Here is a 19,532-nt window from a genome sequence, read left to right on the forward strand (position 1 = left end):
CGCGGAAAATCCCGTCACGCCGCACGCGAGTTTAGAAGAACTCCAAGATGCCGCGACGGCGCCGCTCAATTGCCGTCGGGCTTGGCGCCAGGCACCGCTTCCAGCGCCACCAGCTTGATCTTGGCGTAGCCACCGGCCCGCAGCATCTCCAGCACCTCCATCAGCTCGCCGTAAGGCACGGCGCGATCGGCACGCAGGAAAATGAAGCGGTCTTTGGTCATGTCCGGCATGGTGTCCAGCGTCTTCACCAGATCGACGCGCTTGACCTGGTTCTCGCCGATCGCCACCGCGAGGTCGGACTTGATGCTGACATAGGTCGGCTTGTCCGGCTTCTTCTGCGGCGTGGCGCTGGAGGTCGGCAGGCTGACCGGCAGGTCGACCGTCGACAACGGCGCCGCCACCATGAAGATGATCAGCAGCACCAGCATCACGTCGATGAACGGCGTGACGTTGATCTCGTGGGTCTCGTCGAAATCGTCGTCGAGATCGTCGGAATTGCCGAGCGAGACAGCCATCGCTCACTCCGCCGCGCGGGCGCGATGCGCGCTGCCGTGGCTGCGATCGAGATCGCGCGACAGCAGCCGGCCGGCGGCGCCCGAAGCCCGGGCGACCAGTTCGAGGTAGACTTTGATCTCGCGCGAGAAGTGATTGTAGATGATCACCGCCGGGATCGCGGCGACGAGACCGATCGCGGTGGCGAGCAGCGCTTCGGCGATGCCGGGTGCGACCACCGCGAGGTTGGTGGTCTGCGACTTCGATATGCCGATGAAGCTGTTCATGATGCCCCACACCGTGCCGAACAGGCCGATGAACGGGGCGGTGGCGCCGATGGTGGCGAGAAAGCCCATGCCGCGCCGCATGTGCCGCGCTTCGGCGCGGACGTATTCGCTGAACGACGACGCCGCGCGCTCCTTGATGCCGTCGTCGCTCGACAGCCCGGCCGACAGTTTCGCCTCGCGCAACGCGGCGGCGAGCAGCATCGACAGCACGCTGTGCTTGTCGCCGAGCGCCATCTGCGCCTCGGCGAGCGAACGCGCCTCTGCGATCTTCTTCAGCGAACGACGCAGCCGGAAACGGGCGCGACCGAGTTCGACTTTCTTGGCGATGAAGATCGTCCAGGTGATCACAGACGAGACGGCCAGACCGACCATCACGATTTGAACGATGATGTCGGCGTTGAGGAACATCGTCCACGGCGACAGTTCCGACAGGCCCGGCACCACGCTGCCCGGGGCGTGGCCCGCTTCCGGCAACGCCTGCGTCGCGGCCGGCTCGGCCGTGCTCGCAGCCGGAGCAGCGCTGATCGCCGGGACGGCTGCAGGTGCGGCCGTCGGCTGCGACGGCGCAGTCGCGCTCGGCGTCGGTGCGGTGGCGCTCGGCGGCGAAGCGGCGGGAGCCTGCTGCGCGAACAAGGGTGCGGGCGGCGCCAGCAGCGCCAATGCGATTACGGCAACGCCGATCGATCGGAAGTTCAACATCTTCATACTTCGGCCCAGTAGCGGATGAGGTTGTGATAGATACCGGTCAATTTGACCGTTTCAGGGTCATCGCGTCCCAGCCGCTCGACAAGGGCCTGAATGGCGGTGTCGAGATCGTAGATCATGCTGCGCGCCTGTGCGTCACGTATCATGCTCTGCAGCCAGAAGAAAGACGCCACCCGTGCACCGCGCGTGACCGGGGTCACCATGTGCAGGCTGGTGGACGGGTACAGCACGGCATCGCCCGCGGGCAGCTTGACCTCGTGCGAGCCGTAGGTGTCTTCGATCACCAGTTCGCCGCCGTCGTATTCGTCGGGCTCGGCCAGGAACAAGGTGATCGACAGATCGGTGCGGATGCGCAGCCCGGTGAGATGATCGCCGCGCACCGCGTTGTCGACGTGGATGCCGAAATGATGCCCGCTCGATGCCGCGTAGCGGTTGAACAGCGGCGGGAAGATCTGCAGCGGCACCGCGGCGGATACGAATTTCGGGTTCGACGTCAGCGCCGATACGATCCGCCGGCCGAGCGCACGCGACAGCTCGCCGTCCGGCGGCAATTGCTCGTTGCGCTTGACCATCGCCGACTGCGCGCCGGCGGTGGAGCGGCCGTCCTCCCATTCCGCCGCGTCCATCAGGCGGCGGAATTCCGCCACCTCGGACTTCGGCAGGACCTCGGGTATGCAGACCAGCATGGCCGCTCCAATTCCCGCGACGCGCTTACAGCGCGCCGCGCAGCGTCAGCCAGACCGAACGGCCGGGCGCGATGAAAACGAACGGCGAGTTCGAACGATAGAACGCGTCGTAATAGGTGGTGTTGAAGATGTTGTTGACCGACAACTTGGCGGTCATGTGTTTGTCGACTTTGAATTCGACAGAACTGTCGAACCGCCAATGTTCGGGCAGCACGTTGCCGTTGATCGCCGCGAAGGTGCCGCCGTAGATCTTGGAGGCGTACACCGCCTGCCCGCCGACCTCCCAGTGGTCGTCCAACTTGTACTTGGACAGCAGGTTGAACGACTGATGGGCGATGTTGGCGAGCTGCGCGCCGACCGAATTCGGATCGATCGACTGCAGCACCTTGCTTTCCATCAGCACCAGGCCGCCGAACACGCTCCAGCGGTCGGTGACCTTGCCGGCGACTTCGAGATCGATGCCGCGGACGCGATAGACGCCGGTCGACAGGATGTTGCTGCCGACGGTCTCGCGGGCGTTCGACTTCTGGGTTTCGAACAGCGACGCGGTCACGAGCAGCCGGCGGTCGAACAGTTCCCATTTGGTGCCGACTTCCGCCGCCCTGTTCATTTCCGGCGGCAGCGCCTGGAACGTGGTGTTGTTGACGACGAGGCCGCCATAGGCGGTGCCCGAAGCGTCGAGTTCGGCGCCGACCGGGTTGGTCGAGGTCGCATAGGCGGCGTACAGGCTGCCGTAGGGCAGCGGCTTCACCACGGCGCCGAGATTGTAGTTCCACATCCCCGACTGCACACCGGTCGACGCGGTCCGGTTCTCGCCCTTGATGTCGTAATCGTCGTAGCGCACGCCGCCGTTGAGGATGACGACGTCGTTCCAGTTCGCCGTCTCGATCAGATAAGCCGACTTGGTATCGACGGTGATGTAGGTCGGATTGTAGGCGCGCTGCGGCGAGGTGGCGAATTCGAGCGTATTCGGCGGATTGAGCAGCGGCACGATCACGCGGCCGCCGGTCTGGAAGCCGGCGAGTTCCGAAGTCAGCCCCGCATAGGTGTCGCGCATCACGCTTTCGCGCGAGATCTCGGCGCCGCCGACCATGGTGTGCTTCACCCCGCCGGTGTCGAACTTGTAGGTCAGGTCGGTCTGGTTGGCGAGCACGTCGGTGGTCTGATAGCGGCTCTGCGACGCCAGCGAGACCGTGGTGGCGGTCGGGTTGCTCGGCAGCGTGCCGATATAGTCGAGCACCGAATGGGCGGCGCGCGAGCGGTTGGTCAGGGTCAGGTCCGGCGTGATCGCGAACTCGCCGGTGACCGTGCCGAAATCCTGCCTGGCCTTCTGGAAGTCGCGATTGACGAAGCCGTAATAGGTCTCGCGCGGCACGTTGACGTCGGTCGAGGGCCGGCGCAGCGCGGTGTTGTAGGGCACGCCGAAATCCGGCAGGCCGTCGAGATCGGTGTGGACGTAGTTCGCCGTGACCTTGATCGCGTCGGTCGGCGTCCACTTCACCGCGGCGAGTGTGCCCCAGCGATCGTCGGTGACGAAATTGCGGCCGGCGACCTTGGCGTCCTGGTACAGGCCGTCGACGCGCACCGCCAAGGTCGGGCTCAGCACCTGGTTGACGTCGACGGTGACGCGCTTGGTGGCGTCGGTGCCGAAGGTGGTTTCCGCCTTGGTGAAGTTGCCCGCGGTGGTGGCCTGCTTGGTGACGATGTTGATGGCGCCGCCGGCGGTGCCGCGGCCCGCCATGGTCGAAGCCGGGCCGCGCAGGATCTCGACCTGCTCGGTGAAGAAATTCTCGCGGATCGAGATCGCCGGATCGCGGATACCGTCGATGAACACGTCGTTGCGCGCGTCGAAGCCGCGAATGAAGAAGCGGTCGCCGAACGCGTTGCCGCCCTCCCCGGTGCCGAGCGTGACGCCCGCAGTGGAGCGCGCCACTTCGCGCAGCGAGGTGGCGTTCTTGTCCTCGAGCAGCTCCTTGGTCAGCACCGTCACGGTGCGCGGGGTGTTGAGCACCGGCTCGGTAAACTTGGTGCCCGACAGCCGATCGACCTTGTAGGGCGCAGCGGCATCCGCGTAGGGGTTACGATCCGCCGACAGCGACCCGGCATTGGGAAACGGCACCGGCTGCACCTGGGTCGGCTGGGTCCGGCGCGCAGCACGGCGCAGCGCGGTGCGGGCGCGCATCTGATCGGGGGTCGGCCGCGCCGCCGCGGGCTTCGGCCGCGCCACCGGCGCATCCACCGTCACCGCCGGCAGGCTCGACTGCTGCGCCTCGGCGCCGCCGATCGAAGCCACCGCGATCATGCCGGCAACGGCCGACACTTTGCGGCCGTACGCGCCATCGAATTCCTGATCGCCCCTGCGCGTCGCTGCCTCAGCACGCAACGATCGCGGCGCCTTCGCCCCGTTCATGTTAATCCGCCCCCAAGGAATGCTGTTGCTAATTACAAGCAGTCGTTGAGAGCTATCGGCCGCGGGGTACAGGGTCAACGCACGTCGAATTACCGCGCGCTGGAATCGTTCAAGATGATAACCATTCTAAGACTCGTTCCGAACATGAGCCGACCGCAGGCTTACAACCATTCAGCGCAGCGCTTGCGAAGCGAGCAACTGATCAGTCGCTCAGCAATCTGAAACGATTCTAAACTCTGCCGCGCGAGACCGCGTTGAGCTCAGCGCTCACGCCTTGTCGCGGCTCGGCGGCTTCATCAGCGAGAACATCTCGTCGACGGTCTGCTGCGCGGCGAGTCGGACGCGCTCGGTGTCCAACATCCCATCGATCCGGATGCCGCGGACCACCGCGCGGATCTCGTCGCGAAACTCGCTGAGAAACTGCAACGGGTCGCGCTGCTCGTTGGCGACGCGCGCGATCAGCCCGGTGATCAGAATCTGGCAGGCGATCATCCGGCCGTTGAGCTCTTCCATGCTGCCCTCCTGCGCGGCAGCTCCATCGCACTGCCGTTTCGCGCGCGGTGATATGGCCGAGCACACTGCGACTGACAATTGGAACTATTCTATTCCATCGGCCGGACCGACGACGCTTGGCCTCGCGTCCTGCGATTGGCAGCTATGCGCAACTCGGCCGGCGCGGCGCGGGGCCGCGTCGCCAAATCCATGAAAGTTTAGCAATGTCATGTGGTTTGTGGTGTGCTGGCGGCGTTTGCCGGTATAGTTGCCGCCAATCAGAAATCACCGCCGCGCAGGCTGAACCGGTCGCCAGAGCCGGATCTCCGCCGGCCGAATGATCGGATCGGGCATGATCAAAGCCGGCGCCTCTCGCAGGGCTGTCGTTGTCGGATGCCTGCTGCTTGCAGCGGGGGCATCGTATTGGGGATGGCAGCGCATCTCGGGCGAGCGCCCCCTCGGCGCACCGCCCGCGGCGACGCAAGCCCGCTCCGGCGGCGCAGCGGCGAAATCGGCGGCCGGCGTCCGCAGCGCGCCGGTTCCCGTCACGGTGGCAACGGCGGAGAAGACCGACTTTCCGGTGTATCTGAGCGGGCTCGGCACCGTGCAGGGCTTCAACACCGTGGTGGTGCGCAGCCGGGTCGACGGACAGATCGACCAGATCGCCTTCAAGGAAGGCCAGATGGTCCAGGCCGGCGACCTGCTGGCGCAGATCGACCCGCGGCCGTTTCAGGCGACGCTGGATCAGGCCAAGGCCAAGAAGGCCCAGGACGAGGCCAATCTGGCCAACGCCAAGCTCGACCTCAGCCGCTCGGTCCGGCTCGGCGAATTCGCCACCAAGCAGCAGACCGACACCCAGCGCTCGACGGTGCAGCAACTCACCGCGCAGATCGAGGCCGACGAAGCCGCGATCGCCAACGCCCAGACCCAGCTCGACTACGCCACGATCCGCGCGCCGATCTCCGGCGTCACCGGGCTGCGCCAGGTCGACAAGGGCAACATCGTCAACGCCGCCAGCCAGACCGGCATCGTCACCATCGCCCAGATCGAGCCGATCGCGGTGATCTTCACCGCGCCGGAAGAGCGGGTGTTCGACATCAACCGCGCGCAGGCCGCGCATCCCTTGCAGGTGATCGCGCTGTCGACCGACGGCAAGACCACCTTCGCCGAAGACGGAACGCTGGCGGTGGTCAACAACCAAGTCGACAGCAACAGCGGCACGGTGCGGCTGAAGGCGGTGTTCGCCAACAAGAACCACGCGCTGTGGCCTGGCCTGGCGGTGCAGACCCGGCTGCTGGTGAAGACCTTGAAGGACGTCGTGGTGGTGCCGAACGATGCGGTCCAGCACGGCACCGACGGGCTGTACGCCTACGCGGTCGACGCCGACAACAAGGCCGAACTGCGCAAGATCGCGGTCGGCGCCGCCAACCACCACAGCACGGTGATCGAGCGTGGTCTCGAACCCGGCGACCGGGTGGTGGTCGGCGGTCAGTACAAGGTCAAGCCGGGATCGCTGCTGGCGTTCAAGGTCGCCGACAACGAGCCGGCCGCGCCGGGCTCGGCGCCGGCCGTGCCCACCGGGAAATAGCCATGAACGGGATCTCGACGCCGTTCATCCGCTACCCGGTCGCAACCTCGCTGCTGATGGCGGGGATCCTGTTCCTCGGCCTGATCGCCTACCCGGCGCTGCCGGTGGCGCCGCTGCCGCAGGTCGACTTCCCGACCATCCAGATTTCCGCCAGCCTGCCCGGCGCCAGCCCGGAGACGATGGCCTCCTCGGTGGCGACGCCGCTGGAGCGCCAGCTCGCGCAGATCCCCGGCGTGTCGCAGATGACCTCGACGAGCTCGCTGGGCTCGACCGCGGTGACCATCCAGTTCGACCTCAACCGCAACATCGACGCCGCCGCCAACGACGTCCAGGCGGCGATCAACGCCGCCGGCGGCCAGTTGCCGAAGAACCTGCCGAACCCGCCGACCTATCGCAAGGTCAACCCGGCCGACGCGCCGATCCTGATCCTGTCGGCGACCTCCGACACCCTGCCGCTGACCACCGTCAGCGACAACGCCGACACCAAGATCGCGCAGCAGATCAGCCAGATCTCCGGCGTCGCCCAGGTGTTCATCGGCGGTCAGCAGAAGCCGGCGATCCGCATCCAGGTCGATCCCGCCAAGCTGATGGCCAAGGGGCTGTCGCTGGAGGAGGTGCGCAGCCAGATCGCGATCACCACCGTCGACAGCCCGAAGGGCACGCTCGACGCGCCGACCAAGAGCTACACCATCTACGCCAACGACCAGCTCACCGAGTCCAAGGACTGGAACGACGTCATCCTCGCCTATCGCAACGGCGGCCCGCTGCGGATCCGCGACATCGGCCGCGCGGTGACCGGGCCGGAGGACGCCAAGACCGCGGCCTGGGCCAACGGCAAGCGCGGCGTGTTCCTGGTGGTGTTCAAGCAGCCCGGAGCCAACGTCATCGACACCGTCGATCACATCAAGGCGGAGCTGCCGCGGCTGGTCGCGGGCATCCCGCCGGCGATCAAGGTCGAGGTGATGAGCGACCGCACCACCACGATCCGCGCTGCGGTCGAAGAGGTGCAGTTCACCCTGCTGCTCACCATCGCCCTGGTGGTGATGGTGATCTTCCTGTTCCTGCGCAGTTTCTGGGCCACCATCATCCCCAGCGTCACCGTGCCGCTGGCGCTGCTCGGCGCCTGCGCGCTGATGTGGGCGGCCGGCTACACGCTCGACAATTTGTCGCTGATGGCGCTGACGATCTCGGTCGGCTTCGTGGTCGACGACGCCATCGTGATGCTGGAGAATATCGCCCGTCACATCGAAGAGGGCGAGAAGCCCTACGCCGCGGCGCTGAAGGGCGCCCGCGAGATCGGCTTCACCATCGTTTCGATCAGCATTTCGCTGGTCGCGGTGCTGATCCCGCTGCTGTTCATGGGCGGCATCATCGGCCGGCTGTTCCGCGAATTCGCGGTGACGCTGGCGATGGCGATCGGGGTGTCGATGCTGGTGTCGCTGACGCTGACGCCGATGATGGCGTCGCGCTTCCTGCGGCCCGCGACCGAGGTCCGCCACGGCCGGCTGTATCGCTGGGTCGAGAACGGCTTCGACGCGATGCTGCGCGGCTACGAACGCGGCCTCGATCTGGTGCTGCGCTGGCGGCTTGCGACGCTGATGGTGTTCTTCGCCACCCTCGGGCTCTCGGTGTATCTGTTCGTCGCGATTCCGAAGGGGTTCTTCCCGCAGCAGGACGTCGGCCTGATCACCGCCGCTTCGGAGGCCGCGCAGGACATCTCGTTCAGCGCGATGAAGCAGCGCCAGGAGGAACTCGGCGAGATCGTGATGGCCGATCCGGACGTGTTCAGCATCGCGATGTTCATCGGCGGCAGCGGCAGCGCGCTCAACACCGGGCGGATGTACATCTCGCTGAAGCCGCGCGAGGAGCGCGCGGCGAGCGCCCAGGAGATCATCGCGCGGCTGCGGCCGAAGCTGGAGAAGGTCGAAGGCGCACGGCTGTTCATGCAGGCCGCGCAGGACGTGCGGCTCGGCGGCCGGCCGACCCGCACCCAGTTCGAATACACCCTGCAGGACGCCAATCTCGCCGAACTCAACGAATGGGCACCGAAGGTGCTGGCGAAGATGCAGAGCCTGCCGCAGCTCCGCGACGTCGCCACCGACCAGCAGACCGAAGGCACCACGCTGACGCTGACGATCGACCGCGACACCGCTTCGCGGTTCGGCATCAAGCCGCAACTGATCGACGATACGCTGTACGACGCGTTCGGCCAGCGCCAGGTGACGCAGTACTTCACCCAGGTGAACACCTACCGGATCATCCTGGAGGTGCTGCCGGAACTGCAGGGCCGGCTCGATACGCTGAACCAGATCTACATCAAATCCCCGACCAGCGGCGATCAGGTGCCGCTGTCGACCTTCGCCAAGTGGACCACGGTGCCGGTGCGGCCGCTGTCGATCAGCCATCAGGGCCAGTTCCCCGCCACCACGATCAGCTTCAATCTGGCGCAAGGCGTGGCGCTCGGCGAAGCCACCGCGGCGGTGCAGACGGCGATGGCCGAGATCGGCGCGCCGCCGACGCTGACCGGCAGCTTCCAGGGCACCGCGCAGGCGTTCCAGCAGTCGCTGTCGACCGTGCCGCTGCTGATCATCGCGGCGCTGGTGGTGGTCTATCTGATCCTCGGCATCCTGTACGAGAGCTACATCCACCCGCTGACGATTCTGTCGACCCTGCCCTCGGCCGGCGTCGGCGCGCTGGCGATGCTGATGCTGTTCGGCTTCGACTTCAGCCTGATCGCGCTGATCGGCATCATCCTGCTGATCGGCATCGTCAAGAAGAACGGCATCATGATGGTCGACTTCGCCATCACCGCCGAGCGCGACGAGCATCTCGATCCCGAGCAGGCGATCCGCAAGGCGGCGCTGCTGCGCTTCCGCCCGATCATGATGACCACGATGGCGGCGATGCTCGGCGGCGTGCCGCTGATGCTCGGCACCGGCACCGGCTCGGAGATCCGCCAGCCGCTCGGCTACGCCATGGTCGGCGGCCTTTTGGTCAGCCAGGCGCTGACGCTGTTCACCACCCCGGTGGTCTACCTCTATCTCGACCGCCTCTCCAACGCGCTGACCAACTGGGGCCGCGCCCACATCCCGGTGGACGAGGACGAAGCCGGCGGGGTCAAGCAGGCGGCGGAGTGAAGCGAAGCGCGAATGAGCGAGGCGGTTCATCGCTCGAGCGCGCTCTATCGCGGATTGTCCAGAAACGGATTTTCGACGCGCAACGTGCCGAAGCTGCGGCCGTGCTGCAGGTCCTCGCTGTACAGCACCTCGCAGCCGGCCTCCTGCGCGGCAGCGACGATCAGCGCGTCGTAGAACGACAGCCGGTGGTCGCGCGCGAGCGCAACTGCAGCGACGTGGGTGCCCAGAGTGATCGGACGCACGTCATCCAGCGCAGTGCGAAACTGCGCGAGCGCGATCTCGATCTGCGGCCAGTCCTGCCGCAGCTTGCGGCGCGCCACGTGGACGAATTCGTTGAGCACCTGAACGCTGGCCACCCCACCGCCGCGCAGGCAAGCGGCGGCGGTTGCCTGCCGCGGGTCCGACGTCGTGGTGTAGACCAAAACATTGGTATCGAAAAACGCCCTCACCGCTCGTCCGTCTCGTCGCGATAGCGCTCGTTCGCCTCGTCGCGGTCGAACTTGTAATCAGGAGGCAGCGTCCATCTCAGCTTGGAAAGCCGCTCCAGCGCCGCTTTGCGCCGATCCTGCTTCTCGACCACCAGCGTTCGCTCGACGACGTCGACCACGTTGAGCTCGTCGCCCTCTTTCAGATCGAGCTTGTCCACCAGCGCAGTGGGCAGCCTGACGGCAAGGCTATTGCCCCATCTGGAGACCTTCATTGCACCCTCCATGCTCCTGCCCGAATGTATATCATATGCAGGATATCCTAAACTTCAACCAGAGCGCGTGTTCGCCGCGCCCAGCCGATTGGCGCCGGCGGCGAGATCGGCTCCCGATCTCCCCATCTGTCGCCAGCAACCCTCTTGCAGCGCGGAGCCGACGCAGCTAGAAGACCCGCACACCCGAGGTGCGTCGCGAACCACTCCCGCCGCGCCCGGCGCCGTGTCGAGTGTGCCCCGTGCAGCACTCTAATGCCTGATCCGTCAGCGCATTCTCGGTGGGGAATGGTGTAACGGTAGCACAACAGACTCTGACTCTGTTTGTCTTGGTTCGAATCCAGGTTCCCCAGCCAAGTTAATCCGCTTTTTGTGAATTTGCGGGTAAACCGCACTCAGAACATCTTCTGGTTGCCATGCCGACGCGTTCGGCAGGTCATCGGAATCATGAGCTGGGGGAACGATGGCAGAAATAACGCGAGGACGAACGGGCGAGCTTCTCCAAAAGCTCTTCTCGATTCTGATGGATGCGACCGAAGGCATGCAAGCCAGCATTGCGCTGGCGCGGTTGGCCGAGTCGGTGACGCTTACTGAGTACGAAGCTGGCGTATATCCGAGCAGCGGCGTCCGCCGCTTCGAGCAAATCGTTCGCTTCGCGACGGTCGATTGCAGCAAGGCCGGGTGGCTCGTCAAACAGCGCGGGATATGGAGCCTCACGGAGGCAGGCCGCGCGGCCTATCGTTCCATCAAAGATCCGGCAGCGTTCTACAAGGAGGCCGTCAGACTGTATCGCGAGTGGGACGCTTCTCGAGGAAAGCCGACAACACCAGTCGACGAAAGCTCGGATGTGATCGTCGAAAACGGCGGGACGATTGAGAAGTCGGCCCAAATCACTTTTGAACAGGCCGAGGAGCAGGCGCAGAACGAGATCAGAACCTACCTCTCGTCGATCAACCCTTATGAACTGCAGCAGCTCGTCGCCGACCTGTTGAAGGCAATGGGCTACTATCCATCTTGGGTCTCGCCGCCTGGTCCCGATGGCGGCCTGGACATTGTTGCCCACCCTGATCCGCTCGGCACCCGCCCACCACGTATCAAAGTCCAGGTCAAACGCAATGCACAAGCCGTCGATGAGAGCGGACTACGCGCGTTTCTTGCCTTGGTGAACGAGGATGATGCTGGCCTATTTGTGGCGATCGGCGGCTTCACGAAAGCGGCGCGGGATGCAGCACGAATGCAAGAGCGCCGCAAGATTACGCTCATCGATCTCGATCGCCTGCTCGAATTGTGGATAGAGCACTACGCAAAGCTCGACGATCTGGCACGCGAGCGGTTGCCATTGACGCCGATCTACTTTCTCACGCCACGATAACCACTCGGGCTCCCCCGAGCGGGGTCCGAGCAGAAAAACTCTGCAGAGGTGAAACGAGACCGCGCCGTTTCACCCCTCTCCCACCGCCTTCGCCTCGACCAGCGCGTCGATCTCCGCGGTGCTGTAGCCGGCCTCCAGCAGCACTTCACGGGAATGTTCGCCGAGGCGCGGGGTCGGGCGGTGCAGGTTCGGCGGCGCTTCGGAAAAACGCGTCGCCGGGCGGGCCTGGCGGATGCTGCCTTCGCTCGGATGGTCGATCGCTTCGAACAGGCCGACCGCTTTGAGATGCTCCTGTTCGCCGATCTCGCTGATCTTGGCGAAGGCGGTGTGCGGCACGTCGAGGCGCAGCAGCAGCTCTTCCCACTCGGCGGTGGTGCGGCTCGGCGCGATCTCGGCCATCGCCGCATAGATCCTGTCGATGTTCTCCGCCCGCGCCACCGGGTCGCGCACCTGCAGCGTGTCGATCAGTTCGGGGCGGCCGACCGCCGCGAAGAACGCGCACCAATTGTCGCCTGAATACGGCAGCATCGTCATCCAGCCGTCCTTGGTGCGCACCGGCTTGCGCTCCTTCATCCGCTTGTAGCCGGCGGGGCCGATCGGCGGATCGAACGCATAACCGCCGAGCATCTCGATGCTGTTGAAGCCGGCGATGGTCTCCAGCATCGGCACCTCGACGAGCTGGCCCCTGCCCGAGCGCTCGCGGCTGAACAGTGCCGCCGACACTGCGCCGGCCAGCGCCTGGCCGCAGATCTTGTCGCCGATCAGGCTGGGCACGAATTGCGGCTCGTCGTCCGAACCGATCGACGATGCCAGGCCCGAGGAAGCCTGGATGATCTCGTCGAACGCCGGCCGCGCCGCCCACGGCCCGTCCTGGCCGAAGCCGGTCGCAGCCGCGTAGATCAGCCGCGGGTTGAGCGCCGCGCATGCGTCGTAGCCGAAGCCGAGCCGCGCCATCGCGGCGGGGCGGACGTTGGTCAGCAGCACGTCGGCGGTCGGAATCAGCCGCTGCAGCACCGTCTTGCCGTCCGGATGTTTGAGATCGAGCGCGAGGCTGCGCTTGTTGCGGTTCACCGCCATGAACTGGCCGCTCATGCCGCGATTGCGAAACAGTCCGGCATAGCGCCACATGTCGCCGTCGAGGGTTTCGATCTTGACGACGTCGGCGCCCCAATCGCCGAGGATCTGCGCCGCATAGGGGCCGAACAGCACGCTGGTGAGGTCGAGAATGCGAATGCCGGCGAGCGGCCCGGTCGGTGCGGTCATGGAGAAGCCGTTGTGATCGAAAGGACCATACAGGCCGGCGCGGCGGTGAGATGCGCCGCCGCGCGCGGATGCGCATGCGATCTTCGCAGGGCTCGGCGCGCGCGTCGGCGCCGCGCCCCGCGGGACCGCCCTCAGCCCGGCTTGCCGAAGAACAGGTTCGGGAAATACAGCGCGACGTCCGGGATCGCGATGATGATCAACACGCCGAGCATCGTCACCAGCACGTAGGGGATCACCGACCAGTAGATGTCGCTCATCGTGACGTCTGGCGGCGCCACCGCCTTCAGATAGAACAGGTTGAAGCCGAACGGCGGCGTCATGTAGCCGATCTCCATCATGATGATGAAGATCACCCCGAACCAGATCGGATCCCAGCCGTAGAGCTGCACCACCGGCAGAAACACCGGCAGCGTGATCAGCATGATGCCGACCGGGTCGAGCACCATGCCGAGCAGCAGCAGCACCGCCAGCATGAACGCCAGCGCGCCCCATTGCCCGCCGGGGATCAGCGACATCATGTGGTTCATCAATTCGTTGGCGCCGAGCGTCGTATAGGCTGTCGAGAACGCGTGCGCGGCGAACAGGATCCACATCACCAGCGCGGTCAGCCGCAGCGTCTGCACCGCGGCGTCGTGCAGCACCGAGAACGACAATTTGCGATGCACCGCCGAGGCGATCAGCGCACCGAACACGCCGAGCGCCGCGGCCTCGGTCGGCGTCGCAAACCCGCCGAAGATCGCGCCGAGCACCAGGAACACGATGAACAGCGGCAGGAACACCGCGCGCAGCGAGCGCAGCTTCAGTCCCCAGTCGCCGCGCTCCTCGACCGGCAGCGCCGGCGCCAGCGCCGGGTTCAGCCAGGCGCGCACGAAGATGTAGATCGACACCAGCACGAACAGCAGGATGCCGGGGCCGATGCCGGAGGCGAACAGCCGGCCGACCGAGACTTCGGTCAAGAGCGCGTACAGCACCATCAGGATCGACGGCGGGATCAGGATGCCCCAGCCGCCGCCGCAATTGATCGCGCCGACCGCGAGCCGCTTGTCGTAGCCGCGCTCCAGCATCCGCGGCAGCGCGATCGTGCCCATCGTCACCACCGCCGCGCCGCTGATCCCGCTCATCGCCGCGAAGATCGCGCAGATCGCCACGGTGCCGATCGCCAGCCCGCCGCGGATCGCGCCGAACCAGACGTGCATCATCCGGTACAGATCCTGCGCGACGCCGGACTTCTCCAGCAGCATCGCCATGTAGACGTACATCGGGATGGCGATCAGCGTGAAACTCGTCATCGAGTCCCAGAACTTCGACGCCACCAGATAGAAGCCGACCGGCCCCATCGTGAAATACAGGAAGATCACCGAGATGCCGCCGAGCGTGAACACCAGCGGCGTGCCGATGAACAGAAACACCAGCAGCGAACCAAAGAACAGAAGAGTGAGAATTTCCACTGACACGATGGCGGGTCCGATCAATGAGAGGGGCCGTCGGCGGCCTGCTTGCCGAACGCGTCCGGATCGTTGGGAAGCCCCATCACGGTGCGCACGTCGGAGACGATCCGCACCAGCCCCTGCAGCAGCAGCAGCACGCCCGCGACCGGGATCGCGATCTTGACCGGCCAGATCGGTGGATTCCAAATGCTCGACGAGGTTTCGAACTTCGCCGCGGATTCCCACGCCATGTCGGTGCCCTGCCAGATCAGCACCGCCATGAACAGGAAGAACAGGAACGAGGTGGCGAGATCGACCTTGGCCTTCTGCGCCGGGCTGAACCTGCCGTAGATGATGTCGACGTTGACGTGCGCACGCTCGGCCAGCAGATAGCCGCCGGCGATCACCGCGTAAACGCCGAACACCAGCTGGGCGAGTTCGGCGGTCCAGATCGCGGCGCTGCCGACCACGTAGCGCATGATCACGTCGGCCATCAGCAGCAGGAAGATCGGCGCGATCAGCCATGCGGCGATCATCGCGACCCAGTAGTTCAGGCGCGTAATTGCGCGTGCGAAGCTCAGCATCCGGTTACGCCGTTGGTTGAAGAGATGCGGTGACGACCGTCACCGATGTTCGGAGCAGGAACAGCGACGCGGCAGCGTGCGCCGCCGCGTCGGCCCCGGTCTGCGCCGGTGTCAGGCGTAGCCGAGATCGGTCATCAGCTTGTTGAGCGCCTGGGTGCCCTTCTGCGCGACATCACCCTTGGCGGCTTCCTTCTTCAGGATCTGATTGGACGCATCGGCGAACTTCTTCAGCACGTCGTCCGGGAAGCGCAGGACCTCGACGTCCATCTTGGTCTTGCCGGTGGTGAGCGCCACCGCTTCCTGATTCAGATACTCGACCGAGCGGCGGAAATAGCGCTCTTCGACCAGCGACACGAACTGCAGCTTCAGATCGGGCGGCAGCTTGTCGAGCGCCGCGATGTTGACGATGTAGGCGTCGTTGGCGAAGCCGAGCGCCGGCTTCATGTGGTACTTCGCCACTTCCCAGAACTTCATCGACAGCGCGCCGATCGCGGCACCCCAATGCGCGCCGTCGACCACGCCGGTCGAGATCGCCTGATAGATCTCAGGACCGGCGATCTGCTGCGGCGACGCCCCGGCGGCAGCCAGATAATCGAGCATGGTGCCGGCCGAGCGGATCTTCAGCGAACCGAGTTCGGCCGCGGAGGTCACCTTCTTCTTCAGCACGACCTCGGTCGGATAGGCCTTCTCGGCCATCATCAACACGCCCTTGGGACGCAGCTCCTCGTTGACCATCTTCTCGATGCCGAGGTTCTTGGTCAGATGCATCATCTCCCAGGATTCGCGCAGCGTTCCGGGCACGCCGTAGAACAATCCCATCGCCTGCGCTTCGCCGAGAATGTAGGCCGGCGAGATCGTGCCCATCGGTACGACACCGCGCCGAACGACGTTGTAGATCTCGCGGTCCTTGGCGATTTCGCCGGCCCCATAGGTCTCCAGCTTGAAACGGCCGCCGGTCCGCTCCTCGAGTTCCTTCGCCAGCACGCCGAGGCTGTCGTTGAACGAGCCCGATGCCTTCGGCCAATGCGCCTGCACCTTCCAGGTCACCGTCTGCTGAGCTTGTGCGCTGCCGATCAGTGCCGGCGCCGCGGCGGCGGCCACCGATGCCTTGAGCATGGCGCGTCGATTCAACTTGTTAGTTGATCCCGACATTGGTTTCTCCCTTGGCTGATCTTGTTCTGTGTCGTTTCTTTCGATCAGAGCACGGCCTGTGATCGGCCGTCAATCACTCGGCCTCGGCGGCCTCACGCGTGTGCAGTGCGGCGTGATCGCGATGCCGCGCGAATATCTCGCGCAGTGGCATACTGATCGATGGCCGATCCGCGATCCCGAGGAAACGCGGCGATTCAGCGTGCGTCGACCGGCCTGGCGGCTGTCGTGTCGTTGCGGGTCGCGACAATACGTAGCAGTCACGATCCGGAGGCAGGACGTCATTGCTACCGATGCGGCGGATCGAGCGCAGCGAGGAACGTCTTCCGCGTCATCGACTGTCTCACGTTAGTTCCTCGAGCGGCCCGAGGAGCTCCACACTGTCACCATCGACCGGCAAAGCCGTACATATCGAAGGGTGAGGATCCGCATCGCCTCCAAGCAGAAAGGTGCGAAATCGTACCAACGTGATCAGACATTCCGTGCCGTCGGCTCGGCCGCTGGCTGCGACCGCACGAACACGTCGTAGCGAACGGTCTTGCCGGCAATCTGGTGTGAGGGCTTGCGCGGAGCGGGCGGCGCGGCGGCGCGCAGCGGCCATTTCAGCACGACGCGGCGGCAATCGGCCGACAGCGCCGCCGCCAGCAGTTCGGCGACGTCGAGGTCGGCGCCGACGAGATCACGCAGCAGCCGCATCTCCTGCTTGACCAGCGCGGTCTTGGTACGTGGCGGATGCATCGGATCGATGGTGATGACGTCGGCCTGCATCGTCGGCAGCAGTGCGCGGGCATCGCCGTGCAGCAGCGTCATCCGGCCGATGATGCCGGCGAGTTCGTCGCTCTCGCTGCGTGCGGCTTCGAGGGCTTCGGCCAGCAGCGCGTGCACCTCCGGCACGCGCTCGATCAACGTCACGGTCGCGCCCATCGAGGCCAGCAGGAAGGCGTCGCGGCCGAGGCCTGCGGTGGCATCGACGACGTGCAGCGGGCGCGCCGGTGACACGCCGGTGGCCTTGAGCAGCGCGTGGCTGCGGCCGGCCTGGGAACGAAACCGGTAGCCGACCGCGCCGCCGACGAAATCGACGGCGGGCGCGGTCGAGGCCGATTCGGCCATCTTGCCTTATTGCAGGCTGAGCGCGACGAAGCGCAGCTCGCCGGAGGCGTTGGCGACCAGCAGCAGCACCGACTTCTTGCCGTCCTTCTTGAGCTGCTCGACGCGCTTCTTGATGTCGGCGGCGCTGCCGACCGACTCCTGCGCCACCTCGACGATGACGTCGCCGGCCGACAGCCGCTTCTCGGCGGCATCCGAACCGTTGTCGACACCGGTCACCAGCACGCCCTTGACGCTGTCCTTGATCTTGAAGCGGCCGCGCAGGTCCTTCGACAGCGCGGCGAGATCGAGGCCGAGCACCTTCTGAGTGACCGGCTTCTCGGCTTCGGGCTGCGACTTGGCCGAAGCCGGCTGCGGCTTGGCATCGTCGTCCAGCCGGCCGAGCGTGACCTGCCTGGTTTCTTCCTTGCCCTTGCGGATCACCACGACGTCGACGGTCTTGCCGACCGCGGTGTCGGCCACGATCCGCGACAGATCCTTCGGCTCCTTGATGTCCTTGCCGTCGAACTTGATCACCACGTCGCCGGGCTCGATCCCGGCCGGCTTGGCCGGGCCCTTGTCGTCGACCCCGGCGACCAGCGCGCCCCGCGCCGGCTTGATGCTCAGGCTCTCGGCGATCTCGTCGGTGACCTGCTGGATGCGCACCCCGAGCCAGCCGCGGCGCAGTTCGCCGAACTGGCGGAGCTGATCGACCACCGGCACCACGGTCTTGGACGGCACCGCGAAGCCGATCCCGATCGAGCCGCCCGACGGCGAGATAATCAGGGTGTTGACGCCAACTACTTCGCCGGCGAGGTTGAACAGCGGCCCACCGGAATTGCCGCGATTGATCGCGGCGTCGGTCTGGATGTAGCTGTCATAGGGGCCGGAATTGATGTCGCGGTTGCGGGCCGAGACGATGCCGGCGGTCACCGTGCCACCCAGCGAGAACGGGTTGCCGATCGCCACCACCCATTCGCCGAGCCGCAGCTTGTCGCTGTCGCCGAACTTCACCGCGGTCAGCGTCTTGCCGGCCGGCGGCTTGAATTTCAGCACCGCGAGATCGGTCTTCTTGTCGACCCCGACCAGCTCCGCCCTGATCTTGGTGCCGTCGTTGAGGATCACGTTGATCTCGTCGGAATCGGCGATCACGTGATTGTTGGTGACCGCGACGCCGGCCGCGTCGATGATGAAGCCGGAGCCGAGCGAGTTGGTCTTGCGCGGGCCGCCGCCGCCGCCCTTGTCGCCGCGACGGTTCTTGAAGAAGTCCTCGAAGAACTCCTCGAACGGCGAACCCGGCGGCAGTTGCGGTGCCGCGCCCTTGCTCTCGCCGGAGCCCTTGGCCTCGACGGTCTGGGTGGTGGAGATGTTGACCACCGCGTCGATCACCTTCTCGGCGACATCGGCGATCCCTTCCGGACCGCGGGCGGAGGCCGGCCCAGGACCGGCGATCGTCGCGATGCCGAGGCACAGCGCGGCGAGAAGCGGCCTGATCCGCATGGGCCTGATCCGGGAATTGAACGCGATCGCAGCGGGCATGGTCCAATCTTCTCCTGGCGTGCGCGAAACGGCGGCGCAGTCGCGTGAAACACTGCGCCCGATCCTGGGACCGGCGCAAGCATCGGTGGTGAACGAAGCTACCCTATCCGCCGCACCGATTGCGGCGAAAACCGGCTCCAAACACGATCTCACGGTTGAAAACGTCGTGACAGCACCCCGGCACCGTCCCGGCCGCTGGGGTCGCGCTAGTGCCGCACCGCCCAGATCAGCAGCAGGCCGGCGACCGCCGAGCCGATGCCGACCGCGCGCAGCACATTGTCGGGAGTCTCGAGCGCACTCTTCATCGCCCGCCGCATCCAGTTCGGGCTGGCCGCGAAGATCAGTCCTTCCAGAACGAACAGCAATCCCACGCCGATGAGGAGGTCGGCGAACGCGAAAGACCTCATGCGACAGCATCCTCCCCGGCCGGCGCTCGGCCCTTGTCGTCCGGCGCAAGCTCCGCGCGCCGCTGTTGATCGGCCTGTTCTAGAGCAATTCGGCGTCCGATTGAAATCCAACCGCGGCTCTAGAGAATTGTTTTGTCGCGTCTTCTCGCAGCGTCCGAAACCGGCGGCGGCGCCCCAACGCAAAACGGGCCGCTGCTGGGCGGCCCGTTTT

General features: G+C 65.7%; 17 protein-coding genes and 1 tRNA gene. 4 read left to right on the forward strand and 14 right to left on the reverse strand.

From position 1 onward, the window contains the following. Nucleotides 1-65: 65 nt before the first annotated feature. The 5 genes from exbD to DWA33_RS02755 form a co-directional block, all read right to left on the reverse strand. On the reverse strand, nucleotides 66-515 hold the full coding sequence (gene exbD / locus DWA33_RS02735) for a TonB system transport protein ExbD (RefSeq protein ID WP_114356544.1): 450 nt from the start codon (nucleotides 513-515) through the stop codon (nucleotides 66-68). Nucleotides 516-518: 3 nt separating this feature from the next. Continuing rightward, on the reverse strand, nucleotides 519-1,484 hold the full coding sequence (gene exbB / locus DWA33_RS02740; RefSeq protein ID WP_114356545.1) for a tonB-system energizer ExbB: 966 nt from the start codon (nucleotides 1,482-1,484) through the stop codon (nucleotides 519-521). Continuing rightward, nucleotides 1,481-2,170: a Fe2+-dependent dioxygenase gene (locus DWA33_RS02745; protein ID WP_114356546.1), complete on the reverse strand. Its 690-nt coding sequence runs from the start codon at nucleotides 2,168-2,170 to the stop codon at nucleotides 1,481-1,483. The genes exbB and DWA33_RS02745 overlap by 4 nt, the downstream gene beginning before the upstream one ends. 25 nt (nucleotides 2,171-2,195) lie before the next feature. Further along, complete coding sequence (locus DWA33_RS02750) at nucleotides 2,196-4,580, reverse strand: TonB-dependent receptor (RefSeq protein ID WP_114356547.1); 2,385 nt, start codon at nucleotides 4,578-4,580, stop codon at nucleotides 2,196-2,198. Between the two features lie 267 nt (nucleotides 4,581-4,847). Continuing rightward, entirely contained in the window at nucleotides 4,848-5,093 is a 246-nt protein-coding gene (locus tag DWA33_RS02755; RefSeq protein WP_114356548.1) for a hypothetical protein, read from the reverse strand. A 331-nt stretch (nucleotides 5,094-5,424) separates the two neighbouring features. Between DWA33_RS02755 and DWA33_RS02760 the strand changes: the two genes are divergently transcribed. Next, entirely contained in the window at nucleotides 5,425-6,660 is a 1,236-nt protein-coding gene (locus DWA33_RS02760) for an efflux RND transporter periplasmic adaptor subunit (protein WP_114356608.1), read from the forward strand. Nucleotides 6,661-6,662: 2 nt separating this feature from the next. After that, nucleotides 6,663-9,797 carry a multidrug efflux RND transporter permease subunit gene (locus DWA33_RS02765; protein WP_114356549.1) on the forward strand — a complete coding sequence of 1,045 codons (3,135 nt, stop codon included), beginning with the start codon at nucleotides 6,663-6,665 and terminating at the stop codon, nucleotides 9,795-9,797. A gap of 44 nt (nucleotides 9,798-9,841) precedes the next feature. Here DWA33_RS02765 and DWA33_RS02770 read toward each other — a convergent pair whose 3' ends face one another. Together DWA33_RS02770 and DWA33_RS02775 are read right to left on the reverse strand one after the other, a co-directional pair. Then, nucleotides 9,842-10,246: a PIN domain-containing protein gene (locus DWA33_RS02770; protein WP_114356550.1), complete on the reverse strand. Its 405-nt coding sequence runs from the start codon at nucleotides 10,244-10,246 to the stop codon at nucleotides 9,842-9,844. Then, nucleotides 10,243-10,497: an AbrB/MazE/SpoVT family DNA-binding domain-containing protein gene (locus tag DWA33_RS02775; RefSeq protein WP_114356551.1), complete on the reverse strand. Its 255-nt coding sequence runs from the start codon at nucleotides 10,495-10,497 to the stop codon at nucleotides 10,243-10,245. Before DWA33_RS02775 ends, DWA33_RS02770 begins: the two co-directional genes overlap by 4 nt. 279 nt (nucleotides 10,498-10,776) lie before the next feature. Between DWA33_RS02775 and DWA33_RS02780 the strand changes: the two genes are divergently transcribed. Next, nucleotides 10,777-10,850: transfer RNA gene (locus DWA33_RS02780), tRNA-Gln, on the forward strand. A 107-nt stretch (nucleotides 10,851-10,957) separates the two neighbouring features. Then, on the forward strand, nucleotides 10,958-11,866 hold the full coding sequence (locus tag DWA33_RS02785; RefSeq protein WP_114356552.1) for a restriction endonuclease: 909 nt from the start codon (nucleotides 10,958-10,960) through the stop codon (nucleotides 11,864-11,866). Nucleotides 11,867-11,935: 69 nt separating this feature from the next. Here the strand turns inward: DWA33_RS02785 and DWA33_RS02790 are convergent, their stop codons facing one another. From DWA33_RS02790 to DWA33_RS02820, 7 genes are all read right to left on the reverse strand, one after another. Then, the gene (locus DWA33_RS02790) at nucleotides 11,936-13,129 is read right to left on the reverse strand and encodes a CaiB/BaiF CoA transferase family protein (RefSeq protein WP_114356553.1); all 1,194 of its coding nucleotides are present in this window, start codon (nucleotides 13,127-13,129) and stop codon (nucleotides 11,936-11,938) included. 131 nt (nucleotides 13,130-13,260) lie between these two features. Next, the gene (locus DWA33_RS02795; protein ID WP_114356609.1) at nucleotides 13,261-14,583 is read right to left on the reverse strand and encodes a TRAP transporter large permease; all 1,323 of its coding nucleotides are present in this window, start codon (nucleotides 14,581-14,583) and stop codon (nucleotides 13,261-13,263) included. A gap of 14 nt (nucleotides 14,584-14,597) precedes the next feature. After that, complete coding sequence (locus tag DWA33_RS02800) at nucleotides 14,598-15,140, reverse strand: TRAP transporter small permease subunit (RefSeq protein ID WP_114356554.1); 543 nt, start codon at nucleotides 15,138-15,140, stop codon at nucleotides 14,598-14,600. A gap of 111 nt (nucleotides 15,141-15,251) precedes the next feature. Continuing rightward, nucleotides 15,252-16,256 carry a TRAP transporter substrate-binding protein DctP gene (dctP, locus tag DWA33_RS02805; RefSeq protein ID WP_244601187.1) on the reverse strand — a complete coding sequence of 335 codons (1,005 nt, stop codon included), beginning with the start codon at nucleotides 16,254-16,256 and terminating at the stop codon, nucleotides 15,252-15,254. A 504-nt stretch (nucleotides 16,257-16,760) separates the two neighbouring features. Next, entirely contained in the window at nucleotides 16,761-17,399 is a 639-nt protein-coding gene (locus DWA33_RS02810) for a class I SAM-dependent methyltransferase (RefSeq protein ID WP_114356556.1), read from the reverse strand. Between the two features lie 6 nt (nucleotides 17,400-17,405). Then, on the reverse strand, nucleotides 17,406-18,914 hold the full coding sequence (locus DWA33_RS02815) for a Do family serine endopeptidase (RefSeq protein ID WP_114356557.1): 1,509 nt from the start codon (nucleotides 18,912-18,914) through the stop codon (nucleotides 17,406-17,408). A 206-nt stretch (nucleotides 18,915-19,120) separates the two neighbouring features. Next, entirely contained in the window at nucleotides 19,121-19,321 is a 201-nt protein-coding gene (locus tag DWA33_RS02820; protein ID WP_114356558.1) for a DUF2065 domain-containing protein, read from the reverse strand. Between the last annotated feature and the right edge of the window lie 211 nt (nucleotides 19,322-19,532).

The organism is Rhodopseudomonas pentothenatexigens (assembly GCF_900218015.1).
GTDB classification, from domain to species: Bacteria; Pseudomonadota; Alphaproteobacteria; order Rhizobiales; family Xanthobacteraceae; genus Rhodopseudomonas; species Rhodopseudomonas pentothenatexigens.